At 38.5% G+C, this 24,766-nt stretch carries 18 protein-coding genes and 2 pseudogenes; 5 read left to right on the plus strand and 15 right to left on the minus strand.

What is annotated here, in order from left to right:
* Positions 1–55: 55 nt before the first annotated feature.
* The 3 genes and pseudogenes from BN6556_RS06950 to BN6556_RS06960 form a co-directional block, all read right to left on the minus strand.
* A complete protein-coding gene (locus tag BN6556_RS06950) occupies positions 56–718 on the minus strand; it encodes an HAD family hydrolase (RefSeq protein WP_066188833.1) in 663 nt (220 codons plus the stop codon).
* Between the two features lie 181 nt (positions 719–899).
* Positions 900–2,957: pseudogene (locus BN6556_RS06955) on the minus strand (class I tRNA ligase family protein); the annotation flags it as partial.
* Between the two features lie 238 nt (positions 2,958–3,195).
* A complete protein-coding gene (locus tag BN6556_RS06960) occupies positions 3,196–4,680 on the minus strand; it encodes a hypothetical protein (RefSeq protein ID WP_066188840.1) in 1,485 nt (494 codons plus the stop codon).
* 474 nt (positions 4,681–5,154) lie between these two features.
* Here BN6556_RS06960 and BN6556_RS06965 point away from each other — a divergent pair, with 474 nt between their 5' ends.
* Positions 5,155–6,741 (plus strand): C69 family dipeptidase, encoded by a 1,587-nt coding sequence (locus BN6556_RS06965; protein WP_066188843.1) that lies wholly within the window; start codon positions 5,155–5,157, stop codon positions 6,739–6,741.
* Between the two features lie 153 nt (positions 6,742–6,894).
* On the opposite strand, the gene BN6556_RS06970 is transcribed toward BN6556_RS06965, so the two are convergent.
* The 8 genes from BN6556_RS06970 to BN6556_RS07005 all read right to left on the minus strand — a co-directional run bounded on the left by BN6556_RS06970 (position 6,895) and on the right by BN6556_RS07005 (position 14,748).
* Positions 6,895–7,299, minus strand: a complete 405-nt coding sequence (locus BN6556_RS06970) for a VOC family protein (protein ID WP_066188846.1) — start codon at positions 7,297–7,299, stop codon at positions 6,895–6,897.
* A 116-nt stretch (positions 7,300–7,415) separates the two neighbouring features.
* Positions 7,416–8,540, minus strand: a complete 1,125-nt coding sequence (locus tag BN6556_RS06975; RefSeq protein WP_066188849.1) for an MFS transporter — start codon at positions 8,538–8,540, stop codon at positions 7,416–7,418.
* 98 nt (positions 8,541–8,638) lie between these two features.
* Positions 8,639–9,196, minus strand: coding sequence for a TetR/AcrR family transcriptional regulator (locus BN6556_RS06980; RefSeq protein ID WP_066188852.1), 558 nt, complete (start codon positions 9,194–9,196; stop codon positions 8,639–8,641).
* A gap of 174 nt (positions 9,197–9,370) precedes the next feature.
* The gene (locus BN6556_RS06985; protein ID WP_066188855.1) at positions 9,371–10,081 is read right to left on the minus strand and encodes an N-acetylmuramoyl-L-alanine amidase family protein; all 711 of its coding nucleotides are present in this window, start codon (positions 10,079–10,081) and stop codon (positions 9,371–9,373) included.
* Between the two features lie 34 nt (positions 10,082–10,115).
* Positions 10,116–10,982 carry a polysaccharide deacetylase family protein gene (locus BN6556_RS06990; protein ID WP_066188857.1) on the minus strand — a complete coding sequence of 289 codons (867 nt, stop codon included), beginning with the start codon at positions 10,980–10,982 and terminating at the stop codon, positions 10,116–10,118.
* 429 nt (positions 10,983–11,411) lie between these two features.
* On the minus strand, positions 11,412–12,089 hold the full coding sequence (locus tag BN6556_RS06995; RefSeq protein ID WP_066188863.1) for an N-acetylmuramoyl-L-alanine amidase family protein: 678 nt from the start codon (positions 12,087–12,089) through the stop codon (positions 11,412–11,414).
* A gap of 191 nt (positions 12,090–12,280) precedes the next feature.
* A complete protein-coding gene (locus BN6556_RS07000) occupies positions 12,281–14,065 on the minus strand; it encodes a sensor histidine kinase (RefSeq protein WP_066188867.1) in 1,785 nt (594 codons plus the stop codon).
* The gene (locus BN6556_RS07005; RefSeq protein ID WP_066188869.1) at positions 14,062–14,748 is read right to left on the minus strand and encodes a response regulator transcription factor; all 687 of its coding nucleotides are present in this window, start codon (positions 14,746–14,748) and stop codon (positions 14,062–14,064) included. Before BN6556_RS07005 ends, BN6556_RS07000 begins: the two co-directional genes overlap by 4 nt.
* Before the next feature lie 513 nt (positions 14,749–15,261).
* Between BN6556_RS07005 and vanG the strand changes: the two genes are divergently transcribed.
* The 4 genes and pseudogenes from vanG to alr all read left to right on the plus strand — a co-directional run.
* Positions 15,262–16,317, plus strand: coding sequence for a D-alanine--D-serine ligase VanG (vanG, locus tag BN6556_RS07010; RefSeq protein WP_066188871.1), 1,056 nt, complete (start codon positions 15,262–15,264; stop codon positions 16,315–16,317).
* A complete protein-coding gene (locus BN6556_RS07015; RefSeq protein WP_066188873.1) occupies positions 16,314–17,069 on the plus strand; it encodes a D-alanyl-D-alanine carboxypeptidase family protein in 756 nt (251 codons plus the stop codon). The genes vanG and BN6556_RS07015 overlap by 4 nt, the downstream gene beginning before the upstream one ends.
* Positions 17,070–17,074: 5 nt before the next feature.
* Complete coding sequence (locus BN6556_RS22385) at positions 17,075–17,260, plus strand: hypothetical protein (protein ID WP_205410314.1); 186 nt, start codon at positions 17,075–17,077, stop codon at positions 17,258–17,260.
* Positions 17,261–17,303: 43 nt separating this feature from the next.
* Positions 17,304–19,201: pseudogene (alr, locus tag BN6556_RS22390) on the plus strand (alanine racemase); the annotation flags it as partial.
* 402 nt (positions 19,202–19,603) lie between these two features.
* Here alr and BN6556_RS07025 read toward each other — a convergent pair.
* From BN6556_RS07025 to BN6556_RS07040, 4 genes are all read right to left on the minus strand, one after another.
* Positions 19,604–20,554, minus strand: coding sequence for an SDR family oxidoreductase (locus BN6556_RS07025; RefSeq protein ID WP_066188875.1), 951 nt, complete (start codon positions 20,552–20,554; stop codon positions 19,604–19,606).
* Positions 20,555–20,949: 395 nt separating this feature from the next.
* Positions 20,950–21,471 (minus strand): TetR/AcrR family transcriptional regulator, encoded by a 522-nt coding sequence (locus BN6556_RS07030; RefSeq protein WP_066188878.1) that lies wholly within the window; start codon positions 21,469–21,471, stop codon positions 20,950–20,952.
* 347 nt (positions 21,472–21,818) lie between these two features.
* Positions 21,819–23,258: a glycoside hydrolase family 1 protein gene (locus tag BN6556_RS07035; RefSeq protein WP_066188880.1), complete on the minus strand. Its 1,440-nt coding sequence runs from the start codon at positions 23,256–23,258 to the stop codon at positions 21,819–21,821.
* 17 nt (positions 23,259–23,275) lie between these two features.
* Positions 23,276–24,688 (minus strand): glycoside hydrolase family 1 protein, encoded by a 1,413-nt coding sequence (locus tag BN6556_RS07040; RefSeq protein ID WP_066189066.1) that lies wholly within the window; start codon positions 24,686–24,688, stop codon positions 23,276–23,278.
* Positions 24,689–24,766 lie beyond the last annotated feature (78 nt).

Genomic DNA, 24,766 nt, shown 5'->3' on the forward strand with positions numbered 1-24,766 from the left:
CTGTATAATCAGGCAGCAGCTTCTTTCCATGGTAGGCTGCATGAATACGAAATGCTCAATTTATGGCTTGAATAATAAAAGGTAGTTCTTGCAAATCTTCGATAATGAAATCTGCTTCCACCTGGCTCCATTGTGCATCTTTTTTCCACACCCCAAACATGCCTATATCCCTCGCAGCTTGGACATCATTTTCAGGATGATCCCCTACGTACATACTCTCCTCTGCGGAAACCTGCAGCTGACTTAAGGCCTTTTTGAAAATGTCAGGATCTGGTTTTTTCATGTCTTCCCATTCCGACACAAGAATGGTATCAAAAAAATGTTCAATCCCTAAAGCCCTGATATTATTCATTTGGAACGAACCTTTCCCGTTGGTGATCATGCCTAATCGAATGGAATGAGTTCTTAAACTTTCCAAGGTGTGGATTAGATGAGGAAAAGGAATACAACGATGGTGAAACTCTGCTATGTAATCCTGCAGCAACCGCTCCCAAGAGGGTTCACTAATGTGGAATTCCTTAACCATTTGTTGGTACACTTTATCCTTCCAGACATAACCTCGGGCATCTAGCTCAATAAACCTTGATATGTAGTGTTCTTTCGGGATAAAGCCGAGTACATCCTTCCATCTATCATATTGATTTCCTATGAACTGTTGTACCGAAGCATCTCTGTTTAGTAACGTGCCATCTAAGTCGAAGATAACTGCTTTGAGCAAATGGAGTACGCCTCCTTTTTTAAAAACCCTTGACAACAACCTAATTATTCCCATGCAATCTTTGTTAACAAGTAAATAAAAGCTACATAACATCCCTTACAATAAAAGGACTCCATATAAACCACCTTACTTGAAAATAAGCAAGGTGATTTACATGGTAACGATCGTATTTGTGCATCCCTCACGACTCAATAAATAATTGAACCTCATACCCTTCTACTTGGAAGCTGGTCATATCGGCTTTATTTGCAAAATACATGTTACGGAGGATTAGATTTTTTTGCACGAAATCATCAAATATCGTCAATATTTTTTGAAGCTGCGTATCCGTATAAACAAACAGATCCACGCGTGATTCAACTGGAAGATTTAATTCCTTCCGATAGGTCTGAACAGCTCGAATGAATTCCCTTACGACGCCTTCTTCTTTTAACGCTTGCGTCAAATTCGTGTCTAATAAGACAGTGAACTGGTTCCCTTCTAATAAGGCAAAACCATTCTTCCCTTTCTTCTCAACAAGAATATCCTCCGCATGAAGAGTGGTGGTTTCTCCTGTATTTAATAATAGCTGTATTTCCCTGTTATCAAGAAATTGATTCTTTTCCTCATCATTTAACGTCTCTACCCTATTTTTTACCTCGCCTACTAATTTGCCTAACTTTGGTCCAGCTACTGGAAAGTTCAATTGAAAATCATACTGTAACAAACCTTGAACTTCATTCTGGAACGTTACTTCCTTGATATTCATTTCCTCTTTGATAATCGACGCATACTTTTCTAGCGAAGATAGACTAATTTCTGCTGTTGAGACGACCACCAATTGTGCTAATGGCTGTTTTGTTTTTATGCTAACGGTATTTCTCAGCGATCGGGTCAGCTCTATGATTTGCAAAACAGCAGCCATATCCTCTTCCAATCGTTGATCAATCAGTGCTCCATCCGGATGCGGATAATCAGATACATGCACACTATCTTTCATTAAGTTGGAGTATATCTCTTCCGTCATAAAAGGAGTATACGGAGCCATTAGCTGTGATAACTTCTTTAATACCTCAAATAAAGTGCTAAATGCAGCCTTTTTGTCATCCGTCATACCACTGCGCCAAAATCGTTGTCGAGAACGTCTTACATACCAATTACTGAGTTCATCAACAAATGCGGCAATGGATCTTGCCCCTTTTGTGATATCATAATCCTCTAAGCTTTGGATGACTTCCCTAATTACCGTATTTAACCTGGAAAGAATCCATTGATCAAGCGTAGTTTGCGCTCCACCCCTATCATTATCTGGATGGAATTGATCGATTTCCGCATACATCGAGTAAAAAGAATAGACGTTCCAAAGCGTATCCATCACTTTAGACTTGGCATGACTGACCGTCTTTTTGGAAAAACGTTTATTATTCCACGGTGAACTGTCAGCTAACAACGCCCATCTTAACGAATCAGCTCCAAACTCATGAATAAGTTCGGTAGGATTCAAGGCATTTCCCTTGCTCTTTGACATCTTATGTCCATTTTCATCTAAAATATGCCCCAATGAAAGGACGCGTTTATACGGTGATTGCCCCGTAAACAGAGTGGAAACTGCTAATAAGCTGTAGAACCATCCTCTTGTTTGGTCAACTCCCTCGATCACTACGTCGGCCGGAAATTGTTTCTGAAATAGATCTTTATTTTCAAAGGGATAATGATACTGTGCAAATGGCATGGCACCACTATCAAACCATACATCAATCACTTCACTTGTTCGAGTCATTGTACTGCCGCATGCGCAATGGAGCTGGACCTTATCTACATATGGCTTGTGCAATTCGATATCTGCTGGCCATTCTTCAATAGCAAATTCTCTTAATTCGTTAATGGAATGCGGAGCCTTTTCTTTCCCACAATCTTGACAAATCCATACATTTAGCGGTGTTCCCCAATATCTGTTTCTTCCAATATTCCAGTCCACCATGTTATCCAAAAAGTTTCCAAACCTGCCCTCCTGCATGTGGGAAGGGAACCATTGTACCGCTTGATTATTGGATTGCATGTTTTCTTTTACTGCGATTGTCTTAATAAACCAACCTTCCATCGCATAATAAAGCAGCGGACTGTCACATCTCCAGCAGTGTGGATAACTATGTTGATACTTCTCCTTATCAAACAGGAGATTTTGCTTCGATAGTATTTTGATAATTTCCACATCACAATCTTTGACAAATCGCCCGGCAAGCGGTGTGACATCGTCCTTCTGACAACTCCCACAGCTAAAGCAATGGGGTTCCAAGGTACTCATACACTTCTTAACAGTGCCCTTATCTTTCTATGAAGAAAGAGTTTCCACTGAAACACTGGTGTATATTCTCTTAAAACATTAACGGACGTATTGCGTATCGCAAGGCACTTCTCCAAGCCAGCCCTTGAAGAACCTCTTGTGTGCTTGTCGTTCCGCTTCTCTTGGGCGTTATCAAGACCAATCAGGTTTGTTTTCACGCGACAAACCAACGCAATGTTTTACTTGTTGACTGTTTCAATCGTGCAATTTCACAATGGTGCAGTTCTATAAAGTCATTCCATTTCGCATGGCATAAATCTATATCAACAGAATTAAGGGTTTCATTGGTGTTCGCTATTAAAAAGGCACTATATAAATCACGTTGGATACGAAACTCCCCAAAATCATTCCACCGTTCTGAAAGCTGTTTCTTATGGTATTTTCCTGTTATATGGTTAAACTGACTAGCTTTTGTGGCATAGGTATCTATCTTCTTTATCGATTTGCCTTGATAATTCAGTTTTCGCTCTATAATTGTGAGTAGTATTGCGGGAGCTCGATTGGCGATTGATTTTCCAAACCGTTTTTTCCGATTGATTTTACCGTTGGTATGGTTTCGGTTCGTATTTTTTGCACGTTTTTGCAGCGATTGAAATCGCATCGTTTCCACTCGTATATCGGAACCCAGGGCAAGAATATCATTGGCTAGTTTCTCATGTGCCATTTTCCTCCCGACAGCAACTTTGCGGTAGAGCTCTTTACGTTTTTGACGCAGCCTTTCATATCTTTTGGAGTATTTCCAAGTTAATCTTCCTTTTTTGATGGTTCCATTTGATTTAAAGTTGGTAGGGTTGGTACTTCGTTTAGACCTGTTCATTTTGCGTTGAATGCTTCTTATTTCCTTTTCATCATGGTGACACGCCGGGGCAAGTTCACGAAGTTCCACTTTACTTTCACTGCTGATCGCAATCGTCGATGTACCTATGTCTAATCCGATACGTTTTGTTTCTTCATCAGCAACGTTGCGATTTCTTTTTTCAGGCGGATAGCCTTCCTGAATAAGTTGAACAAAATAACGGATTTTCCCTCTAATCTCCCGTTTTAAAATGCGTACATACTTTGTCTTGTCCAATAAAGCCACATGTGCATATTCATCATCGGGTTTAGGAGATATCGGCATGCACAACCGATTTTTCGGTTTAGGATTTTTCTTGGTTGGTTTATCACCCCAAATAATAGTCCCTTCTATGTATCTCAAGCCCGTTTTATTTGATTTGTTTTCTACGGATATATCATCATTGTATTTTTTGAAATGTACTCTTTTTGATTTTCCATAATGCAGCTTTTCCACGGTTTGAAAAGCCCTTGTTGCCAGTTTTTGAGCTTCAAAACTGCCAATATGTTCTTTGAATTTGTGTTGGACTGCCTTGACAAACTGATGGATTCCATATTCGGAAAAGCCGTGATTGGTTCGAATAGCCATTAACTCCTTGCTACGTTCTTTAGATTTGGGTTCATGCAGCAATGTGCGGTACCGTTTATCCGCCTTCACCGTTTTATGCCGTTTGAGTGCTTCACCCAGACAAGCATTGTAGACCATGCGGGCGATATGGAATTTCTTTTCCAGTCGGTGTTGTTGCCAAATAGGGATATGCAGAGGAAATTCGATGGTATAAGTCGGTGTACGCTTTCTTGGCATAGGTTTCACTCCTTCTATTTACTACGGAGGACAAAAATCAGGAACATATATTCGCTCTTATCCAAATTGTATCAATTTCCGTTATAAAATTCAACAAATATATCATTTAAAAGAAAGAAACTTTTGGATACTTGAAGTGCCACAAAAATTCTGATTTCATTGGCATCCCGTACCCGACCTCACTCTCATCCCACGCCTAAAGGAGTGGGCTTTCTCGTTCGGAAGATCTGTAATATTTTTAGACAGAATTTGATAACGCTTACACCTTATACCAGTTAATGGAACATGCAGCAAAAAAGAATCGAATAAAGAAATAGTTGAAATTTTTTACAAATGAACCCTTTGCTTATCCTGATACTAAACGACAAACTAACAATCATCTTATGGATAACTTCTTCTGCCGATCACATTCTCGTTATCCGCCCATATAATGAAGAAGGATCAATCTAATAAATAGGGTAAAGGAATGATGAAATGAGTATCGGTTTTTATGTCGGCAATGCTTTAACGGCGGACGGTTCAACTTTATTAGGGGGATTTGGCCATGAGCCTTCCAGCCACTGGGTTGATATTGTGCCAGCACAAAATCATCCTCAAGGATCAACCATAACGGTCGGGGCAACGGAGGACGCTGTGATACCCGGAGAACTAATGGAAATACCACAGGTTCCACATACATTTAAGTACATTAGTTCCACCTACTCGGAATTTGAAGGTTTTCCTCCACCATTAACCAATGGAGGTTTGAATGAGTACGGGGTTGGGGCACGTGATATTTGGTCAGATTCACGCCAGGAGCTAGTGGGCATGACTCCTGAACCCCAGAGAGGGCCAAATTACAGCGACTTGGCTCGTATTGCCATGGAACGTGCGACAACTGCTCGTGAAGCCGTTGAAATCATAGGGGATCTTATCAACCAATATGGCTATACAACTTATGGAGGTAACTCGCATTTATTTGCTGACAAAAATGAAGGATGGGTAATGATTGAATATGCTGGTGGTCAGGGATTATGGGCAGCAGAACGGTTAGGACCAGATGAGGTACGCGTTTCCTACCCCGGCTACATTCACCAGTTCCCTGCTGATTTTAAGAACAATAACAATTATTTGGGATCCGATAACATCGTTTCATTTGCGAGGGAACAAGGATGGTGGGATCCAAATCGAGATAACCCTGATTTTTTAAATCTACAGGATGTATACGGAACTCCTTTCCCGGGCGAGGGAGTGAGCGTAGAAGAGAACCCCTTTTTAACATGGCGTGTGCCACCAGAACGTGAAGAAGAACTCAAAGCAATGGCACCCGTTAGTCTAGAGGATATGCTTGCACTTGTGCGGGATCCACGCTGGTCCAATGACCATTCTGGTTACGGTCAAGTTGCCCACATTCGTCCACATGCCCATCGACAGTTACAAACACTTTGGGTTGCTGTCACGCAAGCAGTTACTACGCCCTATGTTCCGATTCCAATTGCAGCGAGTGCATTGTCCGTTCCACCAGAGTTTGTCCAACATCGGTACATGACACACGACTCCGCTTCCGAATACCTAAGTTCAGATTATGCACCACAAGAAGCCACAAAATATGCAACGCGTGTATTTAAACAGTTACTATATTTCACAAGCGAACACCCTGAGCTCTTTTTGCACTATATTACCGGGATTATTGAAAGCCTAGAGGAGATCGCATTAAAGGAACGTCAACCATTAGAGGAATACTTCCTTGCGTTACTAGGATCTAACTGTACCCTTAAGGCACAGCAGTTAATCGATGCAAACGTGCAAGGATGGTTTTGCCAAAGTCTGCAACTCGGGCAGCAATTAACAGAGACGGTGGAGTCTGAAACAATAAGTCGATTTGGTATCCGCATACCGAATAACACAGCCAGCCCAGGCGAGACCACGCCGCCATGGAGCCAATCGATGGTTCAAGCTACGGATGAAGAAATCATCACCTGTTATGATCCAAGTCTCGGTCCATATCCACGAAGATTTGGTATGTATAACTGTGGTATACCCTACACAACGAAATGCACCTATGGAATTTTATTTCAATAATATTTCCTTGGATAAAAAACAGGGCATGCTGCTCTCCTTTTCCTAATCAAATTTGTAAGACACCCGGAAATGTTCCGGGTGTCTTACATTGTCGCATTCAGTCGAAAGACAAAACAAACACAGGTATAAATAAATTCTATACTTTTTGCATTATTATCTTTCCGTTACAATTTGAAAGGTCACACCGAATTTATCCGTTACATTACCGAAAGCTGGACTAAAAGGGGTTTCCTCTAGTGGCTGATTAACTTTACCATCTTGCTCCAAAGCTTTGAAGATTCGTTTGGATTCATCAATATCATTAGTTGAAAGAGAGATCATTATTTGATTGCCTTTTTGAATAGGGAAACCGGGAGTGTCGGAAAACAAAAGATTGGTGTCACCTACTTTTAACATGGCATTGGCCACATGCTCTTTTATAGCTGAAGGGCATGAAGGCATCACCTCTCCATACGTCTGGATGGAAATAATGGTCGCTCCCAGTGTTTTTTCATAAAAATAAATAGCTTCCTTTGCGTTCCCTTCCATCATAAAATAAGGCGTCAATTGCAGTGACATGATCGATCAATTCCTTTCCTTTGGATTTTAAACCATTATACCACTTCGTTTGGATTACTGCTTACATTCGATGATAAAGCATTTTTTAGATAGACTTACCTTCCGAAAACATAAGCTTAATTGGTCTTGGGTCTGAATACTAAAGTAATGTAACCAATAATAGAAGCCCCGATAAACAAGATAGGATATCCTACTATATCAGCTATTACCCCTGATAAAATAGAACCTATCGCTTGTCCTAGTGCCAGTGTTAAGAATGGCACACCTAATCCAAATGATGCATTTGTCTTAAATACCGATATCCCCCAAACAATAAGCACTCCTGCCATAAAAATATAGAAACCTCCAAACAGAACGGCTGACAGAAAATCTGTTATATTGTTAAGTGCTTCAACTCCCAGAATAAGAGAAGCAGTCGAAAGTGCTAATACAGAAATCCTGTATGCACTGATGACACCAAACTTATCTATAAACGCCCCAGCAGTCCCTCCTAGTAAACCTGCTATACCAATAATCACCCAAAGCCATTCTCCTAGATAAGAGGAAACATGATCTAGGTTCAATATAAAATCCCTCGAGAATGTCCAGTAAGCGGAACAGGATATGCCTATCAGTAAAGAGGCAATGATTAATGGAATAGCATAGCCCCACTCCTTTTTAGAGAAACCTGTACTCTCTTTCTTTTCTGAAGCATGCCGCTTGGGAAGTACTTTCACATTCACCATCAGCACAAAAATAGCAATCACCATAAAGATCAAATATGTTTCTCTCCAGCTATTAGCCAAAAAGATGGCCACTGCCCCTGTAAAAGCTGTGCCAATACTTGTACCAGAGTTAATCCATGAATTCACCTGATTTTGTAACCTTGTTTTTACATTCGTGCTAACAATGTCGGCATATGGCGGAGAGGATAAGCCTGTACTTAATCCCGCCAGAAATATACCTAAACCTAGCATTACTGCATTTGGAGAAATGGCAATGGTACCAAGACCGATAACGGATGATAATCCAGCTATTACAAGAATCGTTCTAGGAGATAGCTTATTCGAATAAGCCATGGCAAATACGATGGCTATACAGTAAGCCATATACGATAAAGATGAGATCATACCACTAGTGGACGGATTCATATGAAGCGTTTCATTCATATATGGAAGCATCAGACCATAACTAAAGCGAGACAAACCATATGTCACAGCAATCATCGGTAAACCCGCTGCTATTAATCTTTTTGCATTCATTATTCCCACCCCTTTTATATATAACGTTCATTATAATAAAATGTTAAAAAATAGAAAGAACAATGTACATTTTTTCATGACACTATTCTCTCCTCTATTCATCCATTATCCGAAACTTGAATACTTTTTGCTAAATCTTTTGCCGTATCATTTACTTTATCTACATCAAGTATTTGAGCCATGGATGTTAACCCTTCAAGAATAATAGAAATTTGCACACTTAGTGAGTTATCTCCCTGAAGAAGCCCTAGATCTTTTTCCACTTTATCTAAGAGCCTTTTTTTATGTTCTTTACTTAGTGAAACAATTTCTTCATTTACCCCTTCATATTCTTGCTTTGCTCTTAAGAATAAACAGCCATTGAAGCCATCTGTTTCTATCCATTCGAGATGTGCTTGAATGATCGAATCGATATACGAATGCATCCCATTCTTTTTGTCGATTTTCATTTCCAACAGGTGAAAATATTGTTTATCTCGTTGGATTAATATTTCTTTAATAACATCTTCCTTCGATTTGAAGTGATAATACATCGTCATGGTTGCTACCCCGGCTTGCTCCAAGATATTTTTTACACCAACTGCATGAAAGCCATGTTGATAAAATAACTTTTCCGCTGTATTAATGATATCTGCTTTTTTCTGAGAGTTTTTCATAGAACAACCTCCTATGTAGAACGTTCATTATAAATGATAACATCTCACTTATCGGATTGCAAGCGTTCTTTATATGAACATAAAAACAGTTTTTCGCATACAATTGCAGCAGTGATCTTACAACATTTATAATGATTCTTCTACAATAAGGAGACCTACCGTCAAATGACGATCCTACCCATCTATCTTCAAATACTCTTTTACTCCGTTTTTGATAGATTTAGCAACCTGCTGTTGAAATGTCTCTGTTAACATGGTTTGCTCTTCTTTTGGATTGGTCATATAACCTATTTCAAGTAAAATGGCAGGCATGTTAGTATCTCGTAAAACAAAAAGATCTTCTTTTTTTACCCCACGGTTACGAAAACCTGTAGCCTCTGCCACATATTTGTGCAGCATGTTTGCCAATGCGAAAGAACTTTGATCGTAATAATACGTTTCTGTGCCGGAAACGGATGGATCTGTAAAGGTATTAGCGTGTAAAGAAATATATAAATCTGCCTTCAGATCATTGGCAAATTTCGGTCTCACACGTGTTTCAGCTGAAAGAAAAACATCTTTGTCTCTAGTCATATAAACTTCAATTCGCGGGATATCATCCATTAAATGGAATACTTTCATTGCAAGACTTAGGGTGAAATCCTTCTCGTATGAACCACTGACACCAATAGAACCAGGGTCTTCACCGCCATGCCCTGGATCAATTATTATTTTGTATTTTTCCCCTGTCGAATCCTTGGCTACTGTACCTTCCAAGTGATCATTTTCTTGATTATTCGGCTCCTCTTTAGAGTCAGACATAAATGGCTTCTGATCGATGATGAAACCAATCGCTATTAACATTAAGATTAAACTACATATTAAAAATCGCATTTTCTTATTCATTGCATTCTCTCCTATCTTTTACTGATTGTTTATTCTATTTCTTTACGGATAGTTGATAACAGCGGTCATAACAGTTGAAATGGTATGGCTCTATCTTTTCTTCAATCTTTTTTGTTTGAAATGCATGTTCCGATAGGTAAGTTAATAGCTTGGGCAAATGGTCCGCTGTATTCTGCGTGTCATGCAACAAAATAATGGGTGTTTCTCCAGCGTTAAACAGCTCCTCTATTTGCTCGATAACCGCGTTCACATACTGGTTGCCGGGTAATGACCAGTCATCACTGTCTACATTCCAATCCCACACTTTGAACCCCTCATTATCTAAAACGTTCCGATAAGATTCCGTTAAATATGGAACACTGCCATAAGGTGTTCGGATCAGACTAGACTGGACTCCTGTCATTTGTTGAAGTGTTTTCTGAGCAGTCATCATTTCTTCAAGGGCAGATTGTTCCGATTTATAAAAGTGGTGGATATCGTGAGTAACACCATGTAAACCGACAGCATGATCTTCCTCCACAATTTCATCTATCGCTCCCGGAAACTCTCTCATGGCGGGTTCCAACATGAAAAATGTTGCTTCTGCATCAAATTCGCTTAAAGCAGCTAAAATATCTGTAGTTGCTGAAGAAGGCCCGTCATCAAAGGTTAAATAGATTGTTTTTTCTTCCTTTCCAGGAACAAGCTCCTGATCCGTTTGCGACTTCTCCGATTCTGTTTTCTGAACGTCTGATGAAAAGATATACTCCTCCGCTTTTTGGTCAAGTTCTGTTTCTGAATGATGACTTGTCAAAGCTGGCGCCTTCGACTTTGATTCCACCTGATCATGGTTAACATCACTTTGAAGGACATAAAAAATGACCAAACAGGCAAGGGGGATAAGCCATTTCAGTTGTTTCATGTAAAAACCTCTATTCTATTTCGTTTTTTATGCTCATTCATAGATTAAAATAATGACATAAAGATGAGATCAAGATGAGAAGGATTTAAACTAAAGATTGGTTAAGAAAGCCGAACTTAATCCCGCTGGTCCTTTTCCTTCCAACCAAAATAGGTACGGAATTGACGGAAGGACATATTATGTAAATTCTACTTGGGATCACTTGGAGACATCATAATACTTGCCGACCACTAGACGATTTAGGTTCGCAGACATAAGAACCATGACGTTGCGAAGTTAGTCTACTTCCACATTCCCCACCGCAAAACCAAGGGTCCCAGCCACCACAAAATTCCTATAGCCAAACTACGCTAAAAAGCCATCCACTTCAGTGACAGATAACGTCATAAAGTGGATGGCCTATGATGAACATAATTATTGGATCAGCGGTTAGAAAAGCCAATTAAAAATACCTCGTTTTTCCGCTTTCTCTTTGTATTCTTTAATCCCTTCAACAATGGAAGTGGCAACACGTGATTGAAAATCGTCTGTCCACATTTCAGATTCTTCCTTGGGGTTTGTCAGATAACCTACTTCTAACAATACTGCAGGCATTTCCGTATCCTTTACAACGAATAAATCTTTCTTTGTTGTTCCTCTATCATTAAATCCGGTTGCCTCAACCACATGTTTCTGTATCATCTTGGCAAAGCGACGGGAATCTTTGTGATAATAAAACGTTTCTGTCCCTGCAACCTCTGGGCTGGAAAAAGTGTTGCCGTGGATAGATAAAAATAAATCGGCATTTAATTTATTAGCATATTTGGGTCTGTAGCGGCTTTCCTGCGATATAAAGTTATCCTCTGTTCTGGTCATAAAAACCTCTATTTCCGGATCTTGTTTCAACTTTTCTTCTATTTTTTTTGATAAACTTAACGTGAATTTTTTTTCATATTTGCCGCTAGCACCTGTAGCCCCGTTATCCTTACCGCCATGTCCCGCATCGATGACAACTTTTAAATCAGAATTACTCTCCATCTTAGGGCGGGGATTGTTTATGCTAACCACTAATATGAATATTAGGATGAGTAACACAGATAATGTAATCATTAATATCCCTTTTTTCATACTTATTCCTTCCTTCCAATTCTCTATAGTTTAGGAATTCCTTTTATCCTTGGTTATAGGATAATGGCGGGAAATAAAGATGAGGTAAAGATGATATCAATATCATTTAAAGAATAATAGGAAGCATACAAAAAAGCCTTTCGTTCCATACATTAACAGCGTATCCTGGAACGAAAAGCTTGAGTAAACAGCTATTTCTCTTTGTTCAAAAAGAAGTAAAACAGCACACCATCTTCGGTATTCATGACACCATATTCTACATCGTGCAACTCTAAAATATTCTTTGAAATAGCTAGTCCTAACCCTGTCCCGCCTTCCGAACGTCTGCGAGACATATCTCCATGATAAAAACGATCCCATATTTTCTCTACATGTTCCTGCGCAATATGAATGCCTTTATTTTCCACACATACTTTCACACGCTCCTGCTCTTCTATCGTGGAAACAATAATACTTTTATTTTCTGGCGTGTGCCGAATCGCATTGGTAATAAAGTTGGTCACTACTTGTTCTATGCGATGCTGATTTGCAACCACCTTAATCGGAGAAAGTTGTTTATGCACATGTAAATTCTTGCTCGTAATATCTAAAGCTAATTGTTCACATATATACTCCATGATTTGATCAATATAGAAAACGTCCATTTTCATTTTATACGTACCCGATTCAAATTTCGCTAATTCGAGCATGTCAACAATGAGCATATCCATTTTATCTACTTCTTTGGACATTGCTTTAAAATAATACTCTTTTTTATCACTGGCAATCCCATCTTCTAAAACAGAGATACAGCTTTTCATAATACTTAACGGCGTCTTTAATTCATGAGAAACCCCAGAAATAAAATCTTTACGTGTATTTTCTAATTGTTTTTCTTTCTCTATATCCTGCTGCAGCTGATTAATATATGAATGTAATGTATGAGAAAGTGTATTAATATTGTGTGACAAGGTGCCAATTTCATCCTTTGATGCAATTGGTATGGATTCTGAAAAATCCAGGTTTGCCATCTTGCTGGTTGTATTGTTAATTCGTAACAATGGTCTAGCGATTTTCTTTGAATAATAAAAGGATGCAAGAACAATCAAGAGCAATACAAATATAATTAGGTATACATAATAATCCTCCATCATCTGTGCCGCTTCATCAATGGGCTGTAAGGATGTCATTGCAAAAATATAGCTCGTATCACCATTAATATCTTTAATAGGTCTAAGGAATATTTTGTATTCCATATTATTTTGCGTATAATCCATGGTTCTAGCATCGGTATCGGGCTTCTCATTAAAAAGCAGGTTTTGTTGAAATTGTTTGATGCGTTCGACAAACAAACGATTGGTATATATGTTGGAGCGAATCGTCCCTTCAGGTAACTGAAATTCTTCAATGGTTCCCCTTAAAAATATTGATGAGTCTTCTTTTGGGGAAGATTCCGTTGTCACTCCATTACCATATAGCTTTTTGGTTAGCTGCTTATTTTCCAAGGTGATAATTCCGTTCTCTTTCATCAAAATAGCAGGGATTACCGCATCATCTTTCATGATCCCATCAATCATGATTTCCTTTCCCCTTTCTAACTGAAATTTTAATCTGTCCATATCTTCTAAGCCCGTAAAGCTATATAATGGTATGGTTATATCGCGGTCCATAAAATCCTCGTTTTCGGTACGGTCAATATGAACTTTTACAGAAAAATCATTGGCATTTTTAATAGTACCTGCACTATCTAATGTGGTAATCCATGTGGCATGCTCCTTATAGAAATCCTGCTCCAGCTTTTGAATTACTGATACATCTCCATCAGCCTTTACATACTCCTCCTGAAAAGATTGAATACCTGTTTCAATATCGTTTATTTTTTGATTTGCATAATATTGCTTAAAAAATACCGTTTGTCCAATGAAAACAACCGCCAAAATGAGCATACATAACATCGTTGTCAGCAAAAATAATTTTAATACGATCCCTTTTTTCATGCTCTTGCCTCAAATTTATAACCGACACGAATAACCGTTACGATACTATTTGCTTTATCGCCTAATTTATGACGTAAATTACGGATGTGACTATTGATGGTACGATCATCACCGGCAAATTCATAACCCCAAATGTTAATGATTAGCTGCTCTCTCGTAATAATAATCCCTGGATTTTGCATCAAATAAGCTAATATTTCAAACTCGGTATGCGTCAGGCTTATATGAACTCCGTTTACTTTCACTGCATGGGAAGGAATATGGATGTGGATGCCATTCTCAGCCAAGGTATCTTCATTAGAAAATGTATTCCCGTAAGAATAGCGGCTATTAATTAATCGTTTTACTCTTGCTAACAAAATGGGCGGACTATATGGTTTGGTAACATAGTCATCGGCACCTAATTCAAAACCAAGCAATGTATCATCCTCATCCGAACGTGCTGTCAACATAATAATGGCTACATTGGAGTTTTTGCGAATTCGTCTGCATACAGTCCATCCGTCTAACTCCGGCAGCATGATATCCAGAATAATCAAATGTATGTCATACGCTTCAAAAATGGCTAGTGCTTCCTTTCCATCCACCGCTTCCAATACGGCATATCCTTCATTCAATAAATAATCTTTCACTATTTCACGTAATATATCTTCGTCCTCAACAATTAATATGGTTTTTTGCATTTTTCTCCCTCGCAATGTCAAAAAGTTCGTATGTATAAGCATACCATAATGATGTAAAGATGAGATAAAGACATGATATCTTTGTCAGGAAATTGTTGGTGACACGTTTTTCTGTACTTGCATGAATGTATTTAGTTTAAGCTTTTTTCGTCATACTATATACGTATTATCTAAAGTTAAGGCGTGAATTTGTTGTTTTTAGGTATATTTTATTAGCTATCGTAATAGTGTCCGTTCCTTTGCGATTATAAGTCCATTAACAAAAATTCCTCATTCGATACGCTCATTATTTTTAAACAACTGTATTTGTCAGGTATCAATAACACCGTAATGACAATTTTCATATCTATCCTCCAGCCCTTTCGTAAGAATTTTGTAAGAAATCTAAGAGAAAATCATTTGTTTCCTGTTATGAAATACGGAAGAAGAACACCTGCTAGCTTGGTATGATGTACGTGACAAGCTAGCAAGTGTTTTTTATTTGTCACGAACACGAACAAAGGAGCATATCAAATGGGAAAAATACAAATTGTAATATTATTTGGCGGTTATTCTAGTGAATATGATGTTTCGCTACAATCCGCCCATGCTATTATCGCCAATCTAGATAAAGAGAAATATGATCCTATTTTAATTGGCATTACACGGGAAGGAAAATGGCTTCGTTACCGTGGGGATGTCGATCACATTCTCAGCAACACTTGGTTTGAAGATCATACCTATTGCCATTCTATTGTGATCTCACTAGACCGACACGAAAACAAACTGATTGAATTTCATCATGATGATTCTATGGAAACAGTTACGATCGATGCGATTTTTCCAATTCTTCATGGAAAGTATGGGGAGGATGGGACAGTTCAAGGTATAGCAGAGATCGCTGGCATCCCTATTGTTGGATGTAACACCTTATCCTCAGCAGTATGTATGGACAAGAGAAAAGCTCACCAAATCGTCTCTTTGACTGGAATCCATACGCCATCATCCCTTGAATTCTCAAGAAATCATGTATTAGCTGACATTCTCGAGCAAGCTAAACAGCTAAACTACCCTTTGTTTATAAAGCCAGTAAAAGCTGGTTCCTCATACGGCATTACAAAGGTTTACCAAGATGATGAACTGCCAAGCGCTATTAATAAGGCTTTTCAATATGATGATAAATTGGTTATAGAAGCAAACATTGATGGCTTTGAAGTTGGTTGTGCCATTTTAGGAAACCATGACCTAACCATTGGTGAAGTAGATGAAATTGAATTAGCGTCGGGTTTTTTTGACTTTAATGAAAAATATACACTAGAAACGGCTAAAATTCATGTTCCCGCTCGCCTAGATGCATATCTTACAGAAAAAGTAAAAGAAGCTGCTGCTACTATCTATCGCGCGCTAGACTGCAGCGGGTTGGCACGAGTAGACATGTTCCTAACTCCAGACAAGCAAATAGTGTTTAATGAAGTGAACACCTTTCCTGGATTTACAGCACATAGCAGATACCCAACCATGATGAAAGAAATTGGAATAGAGTTTACCGATCTCTTAGACAGGCTGATTCAATTGGGGTTAGAAAAATGAGTGTTATCACATTGCATAAAGAGGACATTCATAAAGGCTATCAAATGCTAGTGAACAAGCAGCATTCTATTAAAGATAATCAGTACTTTACAAGACAATTGCTGCCTATGGGGGGCAAGTTCAACAAAACGCTATTGAAAAAAAACACAGGAAACCTACTAAATCAGCTTCTCGACACCATCGCTGCTAAAGAAAAAATTGCTCTGGTTAGCGGGTACCGAAGTCAACAAGAGCAAGAAGAGATTTATAAGTCTTCGATAGTAGAGAACGGCCAGCTATTCACCGAAAAATACGTGGCATTACCAAACTGTAGTGAACACCAAACAGGCATGGCCATTGATTTAGGCGAACGTGCGGATAATATTGATTTCATCCGACCTCACTTCCCTTATTCAGGCATTGCCCAAATTTTAAGAGAGAACGCCGTAAGATATGGTTTTCTCGAACGATATCAAAAACACAAGGAAGCAGTTACGGGAATCTCTCATGAGCCTTGGCATTTTCGTTATGTTGGTTATCCACACGCCTCCATCATGCACCATCATGATCTTTGTTTAGAAGAATATATCCCTTTTATCAAGGATTATAAATTCGGAGAAAAGCATTATGGTTTTTCACTAGATAATAAGAAAGTAGAAGTTAGCTACATCCAGACAGAAGCTGATTCCATGAACTTGGATTTATCGGATACGCTCTGCTACCAAATATCCGGAAATAATGTGGATGGCTTTATCCTAACTACATGGAGGTGATTTCGATGACACAATGGAATAGAACAGGCGCACTAGATTTCTTTCGCCTTATATCGGCTTTTCTAGTTGTTGCTATTCACACATCTCCCTTATATGCCATTAATGAAACGGCAAATTTTGTTTTCACTCGTATTATTGGCCGAGTAGCTGTTCCATTTTTCATCATGGTTACATGGGTATTTTCTATATAAAGCCATTCAAAATAGGGAAAATGATGATATCAAAAGCTCGCTTATCAAACTTTGTACGATCTATGGAATTTCTATCTTGCTTTTTTTACCGATCAATATGTACACAGGGGATACTTTGACATGGGGAAAGCTTGTACAGGACATTCTCATTAATGGTACCTTTTATCATTTATGGTATTTACCAGCGATGATTATTGCCATTCCAATTGTGACCTTGGCTATACAGCGATTTGGCCTTAAATTATCTTGGATAGGTTCGATAATATTATATGGAGTTGGACTTCTGGGAGATAGCTATTATGGACTTGCGGAAAAATCCGATACGCTTTCCACCTTCTATCATTTCATCTTCACTATATCGGAATACACGAGAAATGGCTTATTTTTTGTCCCAATCTTTCTCGTTTTAGGTATAGCCATCGCAGCATCTAATAGAAGGTTTTCCAAGCAACAAATTCTTATCAGACTAAGTATAGCAATTAGTTTACTACTAGTTGAAGGACTAGTAATACACAGTTTTTCTTGGCAGAGACACGATAGTATGTACATTCTGCTTGTGCCATGCATGTATTACTTATTTTTATTATTGCTGCAACTACCCAGTATAAAAAGTAAGGCATTGCGTAACGTATCCTTAATCATTTACCTTATCCACCCCGGGATCATCATACTTGTCCGCGGTTTTGCTAAGTTTATGAATCAGGAGCAATTATTCATACACAACAGTTTTATTCACTATTTAGTAGTTAGTTGTCTTTCCTTTTTAGCAGCAATCCTTTTCGTGAAGCTATTCTCCAGGTGGGAAAAACAGCAAGATATAGCACCCGACCATCGAGCTTGGGCTGAAGTGAATCTAGCAGCACTTAGACACAACGCACGAGAACTTCGTCAGCTGCTTCCAGACCAAAATGAATTAATGGCAGTCGTAAAAGCTAACGCCTATGGGCATGGGGATGTGCCCATTGCACGGGAACTAATGCGTACCGGTGTGCGATCATTCGCGGTCGCTACGCTAAAAGAAGGAATACATTTACGGCAAAATGGAATCAAAGGGGACATTCTTATTCTTGGATATACAAACCCAAAGATTTCTCCAAATTAACAAAGTACAAGCTGATACAGACAGTGGTAGATTATCCATATGCACAACTGCTGAATCATTCTTCCAAACAGATTCGTGTGCATATAAAAATTGATACTGGCATGAATCGACTTGGTATTCATGCTGAAAACCTCTCGGACATCGAAAGGATATTCCATTGTACCAATTTAAAAGTGGAAGGGGCATTTTCTCATTTATCTGCTTCAGATGGTTTGAGAGACGAGGATATTCAGTTTACCAAGCAACAGATTCAACGATTTTACCAGCTAATGCATGCACTAAAAGCAAAAGGATATCACCCCGGAAAGCTACATCTCCAATCAAGTTATGGCATATTAAACTATCCAGATTTAACTTGTGACTTTGCACGAGCGGGAATTGCGTTATACGGAGTGTTAAGTGCTCCCGACAAAACACGTACATCCATCCATTTAAAACCTGTTATATCGCTAAAAGCTCGCATTGCTACTATGAAAGAGATCGAACCAGGAGATACTATTAGTTATGGGAGACAATTTAGGGCCAGATCAAACATGATAGTAGCGACTATTACGATTGGGTATGCAGATGGGATTCCTCGAATGCTTAATGAAAAAAACGATGCTTACGTATTACTACATGGTGAAAAAGCCCCGATTATCGGGCGCATTTGTATGGATCAATTCATTATCGATGTTTCCCACATAAAAGAAGTAAGAGCTAATGATACCGTCACTATTATCGGCATGGATGGTGACAAACAAATTCACTGTGAAGACATTGCCCAGCAAAATGGAACGATTACTAATGAAATTCTTAGTCAACTAGGTTCACGTTTAGAATATATATATCTAAAGTGAGAGAATGATTGGAGGCGGGGGGGAACTAGGCTGGTCCATGATATGTCACTAATGGCTTGGCTAATTAACAATCAAAGCGCCCCCCTGTATCTTTGTTTTAGATAAGATTACAAGAGATTGCAAAGACTTCTATAGAAACTTGGCTAACGTGCACTAATGTTGGTAACCAGTGTTTCCTTCTACTATTTTAATAAATCCACAAAAATTTATTGCATATAGACAATTGTATAAAGTCTTTAAATACCTATTTTCGCCGTTTGAGTATCATTGCATATAACCAAATGCTCAACCCTGTAAAAGAGTGTGTGTTTCTCCTAGATGAAGTGGGCCTTTTATATGGACAATTGTCCATATAGAAGGCTCGGTTTCTTTCCATCCATTCTGAAAAATAGTTCAGTGCCATTACTCTACATGTCTCAGTCGTTTTAATGTTTCTTCCAGTCCTTTTTTGAAAGATGTTTTTGGAATGGGTCCGATTCGTTTTTCATATTTTTCGCCACTCAAAATAAAACCTTCTTTAGTGAGGTACATAATTTCGATAATTTCTCTCATAAACAGATCGAACAATCCTATAAAACGAATAGCATTTTTAGTAAGTGGAATAACAAACTTTCGATTTCCTGTTACTTGACGAGCAATTCTGATAATTTCTTTACCAGAAATTAATCCTGCGCCTGGTATATTCCAATTTTCCCCATAAGCGTCATCTTTCAAAGCTATATTTACGATCATTTTAGCGGCATCTGGCAAATAGACATATTCCCTAGATTTTTTCAGGTTTCCAATAAAAATCGAAATTTTATTGGCTGCTATTCCTTCTAAAGTGGGCTGTAGATAAGAATTTTGTGATGTAGGACCATAATAATCCGGTAATCTAACAATTAATGAGTTTGCTCTTTTCCATTCGGGACTGAATATCAATTGCTCGAATTTCACTCTAATTTTACCTTTCTTGGTATGTGGTTGATGCGGATGACTTTCGTCTCCCTTTGCAACCTGATGTCCATATACATAAATTCCGTCTACAATAACGATCTTCTTCCCGAGAGTATCTGCTGCTTTCATCACACTTTCTCCAAGTAATAGGAGCTTATCCTTCATCTCCTGGTATTTTACATTTGCACATTGAAAAATGACTTCCACATCTTCAGCAGCTTTTATAATTGTATGATAATCGAATATATTCCCCAGTTTGTATGTTAATTTGGAATTATAATCATGTTCTACCATTAGTGCATCCAATTTACTTTGGGACCGTCCGAAAGCAATAACTTCTATTCCTCTGCTCAATAATTCTGAAACAATAACTTGGCCTGTTCCACCAGTTGCTCCTAACACCATTGCTGTTTTCATTCACAATATCTCCTTTATTTAGTGATCAATCAATAACAAAATGCGCAAACATATTTGATGTTTCCTTTCTATTTAACACAAAACATTAAATTTTCCTAACAGTTAACCATTTTATCTTAATCCCAAAATGTGAATAATGTGACCACAATGGCTATAATACCTAATACAAAGGAAAATGGGGCAATAGAATTTTCGTTATTGCTTCTATTCATCTATAACACCTCCTTCAAGAGGATTGATCATTTGATTTAATCCAACCAACTAATGACACAAAAGACAATTATCCCGATTGAAACATAGTCTATTTTAGCTAATTTCATATTTTTCCCCCCTTTTATTATTTAGTGATTGATCAATAAATAATGATAGAAAAATAAATAACCTACTAAACGCGATTATTCATTTCTTTGACCATCCATCAACTCCGGAAGATCTATAAAATAAGAAATATTACATAACATCCCCCTTGCTAGAAATGTAGTAACTTCATTTTCTACATTCTTAATCCCTGCTGCTTTAAAACGATCTATGGTATAGTTTTGGATACTCGACAATCCTTTTTGCGCTGCTTTTCGTACAGCATTTTCTGTTACGGATATTCCTATCACCTGTAATGCAATTTCATTGGGATATAATTCAGAAAGCTCTTCATATGCAGCAATCATTTCTCCAACAAGTTGTTCAGGAGCAGCATCCACCTGTTTAAAAGTATGAAGAATCCTTTCAAATGCTCGATCTAAAGCTGCAATAAACAGCTCTTCTTTTGTTTTAAAAAATCGAAAGACATAAGGTTGTGATATACCTGCTTTTTCTGCAATGTGTGCGGTAGTTGTATTGTAGTAACCTTTTTTTGCGAATACTTCTAATCCAGCTTCAAGAATTTCCTCTTTGCGATTTTCCTTACTAGACCTTACCATGTCAGACACCCACTTATAGTTATTTATTGATCAATTACATTATAATCAAATTTACATAGAAGGTCAACAGAGGAAAACACATTTATCCTCAAATAGCTGGTGAATAACTGTTAGTTTGTTCAATTTATATTTCATTATTTCAATCGTTGTTTTTAATTCTTCCTAGTCATTCCGCCACTCTAACTCTTTATTTATTGAACTTAATGTTTCAGGATATGTAATAAATTGCGACTTATCTAATAAATGAAAATATCAACTAGCATTGATACTAATTGATATTTTCATGGTTAAGATTTCAATCTACTACATACTGCCTCATTACGGATAAACCTATTATTATATCCCTTTTACAAGGATTCACCATTCGATTCAATTACTTGCTGATACCAGTAATAACTTTTCTTTTTTATTCTTCGTAACTCTTTCTCCCTTTCTTCATCACGATCAATATAAACGAAACCGTATCGTTTCTGATACCCATTCAACCAGCTTAGCAAATCAGTGAACGACCACGCACAGTAGCCTAAAACCTCAACTCCATCTGCCATTGCCTCTTGAATTGCCTCCAGATGTGACTTTATATAATTAATTCGATAACCATCATTAATGATATCATTGTCCTCGAGTGTATCGAATTCTCCCAAACCATTTTCTGTAACCAGGACAGGCAATCCGTAGCGAGTTGCTATTCTTCGTAAACCTACACGTAAGCCTTCTGGATCGATATCCCAGTCCCAGTTAGTCGAATCCACATGTGGGTTTGCAGTTGTTTTAAACATTCCTGGGATACCAGAATCCTTCGTGGATCCTTTTTTACCAGTTGTGTTTTTGACACCTACTCCAATACCTCCTTCTATCGGATTGTGTTCTACGGTTTGCGTCCGGTAATAGTTCACACCCATAAAATCCGGCTTTGCAGATGCTAATAATTCAAAGTCGCCTTCCTTAATTGTTGGTGTTAAATCGTGTTCCTCAAGGTGTTTCCAGGCTGTGATCGGATACTTACCCCATGCGTAAATGTCCATCCAAAGATAATTTTGTAGATCCTCGGCATTCTCGAAAGCAAGCATGTTATCTGGATGAGAATTAAGCGGATAGTATGGCTTATAAGCAAAGCTTGGACCAATTTTTCCATCTGGGACATATTTTCTAAATGATTGAATCACCTTTGCATTCGCGAGATTCGCAATATGATTCACTTCATAAAATCGCTTGCGATCCTTGACCCCTGGCGGATGAAGCGCCGTCTCATAACCATAGCTTACAAAATAGTTTTGTTCATTAAGTGAAATCCAATATTTCACACGATTTCCGTATCGTTTATACAGTGTAATCGCATAGTTGTTAAAATCCTCAATAATTTGTCTGGACTCCCAGGCCCCATATTGATCCATCAGTGCCTGTGGTACGTCCCAATGATAAAGGGTAATCATCGGTTCAATATTATTTGCGAGTAATTCGTCAATTAAGCGATCATAAAAAGCTAAACCTTGTTCATTCACTTCTCCGTTACCAGTTGGATAAATGCGACTCCACGCAACCGAGAACCGATATGTTTTCAAGCCTTGTTCGGCCATTAACTGTACGTCTTCCTTATACCGGTGGTAATGGTCGACTGCCACATCCCCGTTTGTCCCTTTATAAGTAGTTCCTTCTTTTCGTACAAAAACATCCCATACTGACTGGCCTTTGCCATCTTCGTTCCATCCACCTTCTATCTGGTATGCAGCCGAAGCCGCCCCCCATAAGAAATCTTTTGTAAATGGCACTCTCTGTTTATGTTCCATTATGCTGTCCCCTCCTATTATTCGTATAGTGACTTACCATTGGACTCAATAACTTGCTTATACCAATAGAAGCTTTTCTTTTTCGTTCTATTTAACGTTCCTTTACCATGGTTGTCTTTATCAACGTGAATAAAGCCATAGCGTTTTTCCATCTCTCCAGTTCCCGCACTGACAATATCAATCGGCCCCCACCAGGTGTAACCGATAACCTCACATCCATCCATGATCGCCTCATGCATTTCGATTAAATGCTTCTGAATATATTCAATACGTTCGTCATCCGCTATTTCACGATCCGTATTGAACTCATCCTTGCCACCAAAACCATTTTCCACGATAAATAACGGGATGTTATAACGATCATATAACTCATTACAAACATAGCGTAATCCCTTCGGATCGATCGGCCAGCCCCATTCTGTTTTTTCCAGATAGGGATTATCCTTACCAATAATCCCTCCTGTATTCCCCAGAACCGGCATGCCTGCCTGATGCGTTGAGCTCCGATAATAGCTGAAGCCTAAATAATCCACCGTATGTTCTTTTATTAAAGAAAGATCTCCTTCCTCCATCTTCACCTCAATACCATGCTCGCGCCAAATTCGCTTGACATAACTCGGATAGACACCACGAACCATTACATCTGAGTAGTAAAGCGACCGCCGTCTGAGCTGATACGATTCAAAAATATCATCAGGATGACACGTATGTGGATAGATTGGACTAAGGGAAAGCATGGCACCCATCATTCCGTTTGGAATAATGTCATGGCAAAACTTCGTTGCTTTTGCACTAGCAACAAACACATGGTGCGAAGCCTGATAAATAGTTTGCAGCTTTGTTTCTTCATCTTCTATCAAAATGCCACCAGCAGCTAACGGGATTGTATGAAAATGATTAATTTCGTTAAAATTCATCCAATACTTCACTTTATCTTTATACCTCGTTAATATCGTCTCAACATACCGAGTATAAAAGTCTATCAGTTTTCGATTCTTCCAACCGCCATACGCGTTAATTAAATGTAGAGGAAGTTCAAAGTGGGATATCGTCACCACCGGCTCAATCCCGTAGTTTAATAACTCATCAAATAAATCATCGTAAAACTGCAATCCTCTTTCATTCGGAGCTTCGTCATCACCATTCGGGTAAATACGTGACCAGGCAATCGATGTTCGGAAACATTTTAAACCAGCTTCCGCAAGCAAAGCGATATCTTCTTTATAACGGTGATAAAAGTCTATCGCCTCATGACTGGCATAGTAATGTCCTTCTATCACTTCTCCGTCAAACTGACCACCAACTATTCCATTTCTAATCACATCACTAATGGCAGGACCTTTTCCATCTTCATTCCAAGCCCCTTCTGCCTGGTTAGCTGCGATCGCTCCTCCCCATAAAAAGTCATTCGGGAAAGCGTGTCTTTCCATTGGCATTATAAATCACCCCTACTATACTTCGATAGTCAAAATCATGGGAGAAATAGAACGGGCAATTCCCATTACGGG

Source organism: Gracilibacillus timonensis, from assembly GCF_900086715.1.
Classification (GTDB): Bacteria; Bacillota; Bacilli; order Bacillales; family Amphibacillaceae; genus Gracilibacillus; species Gracilibacillus timonensis.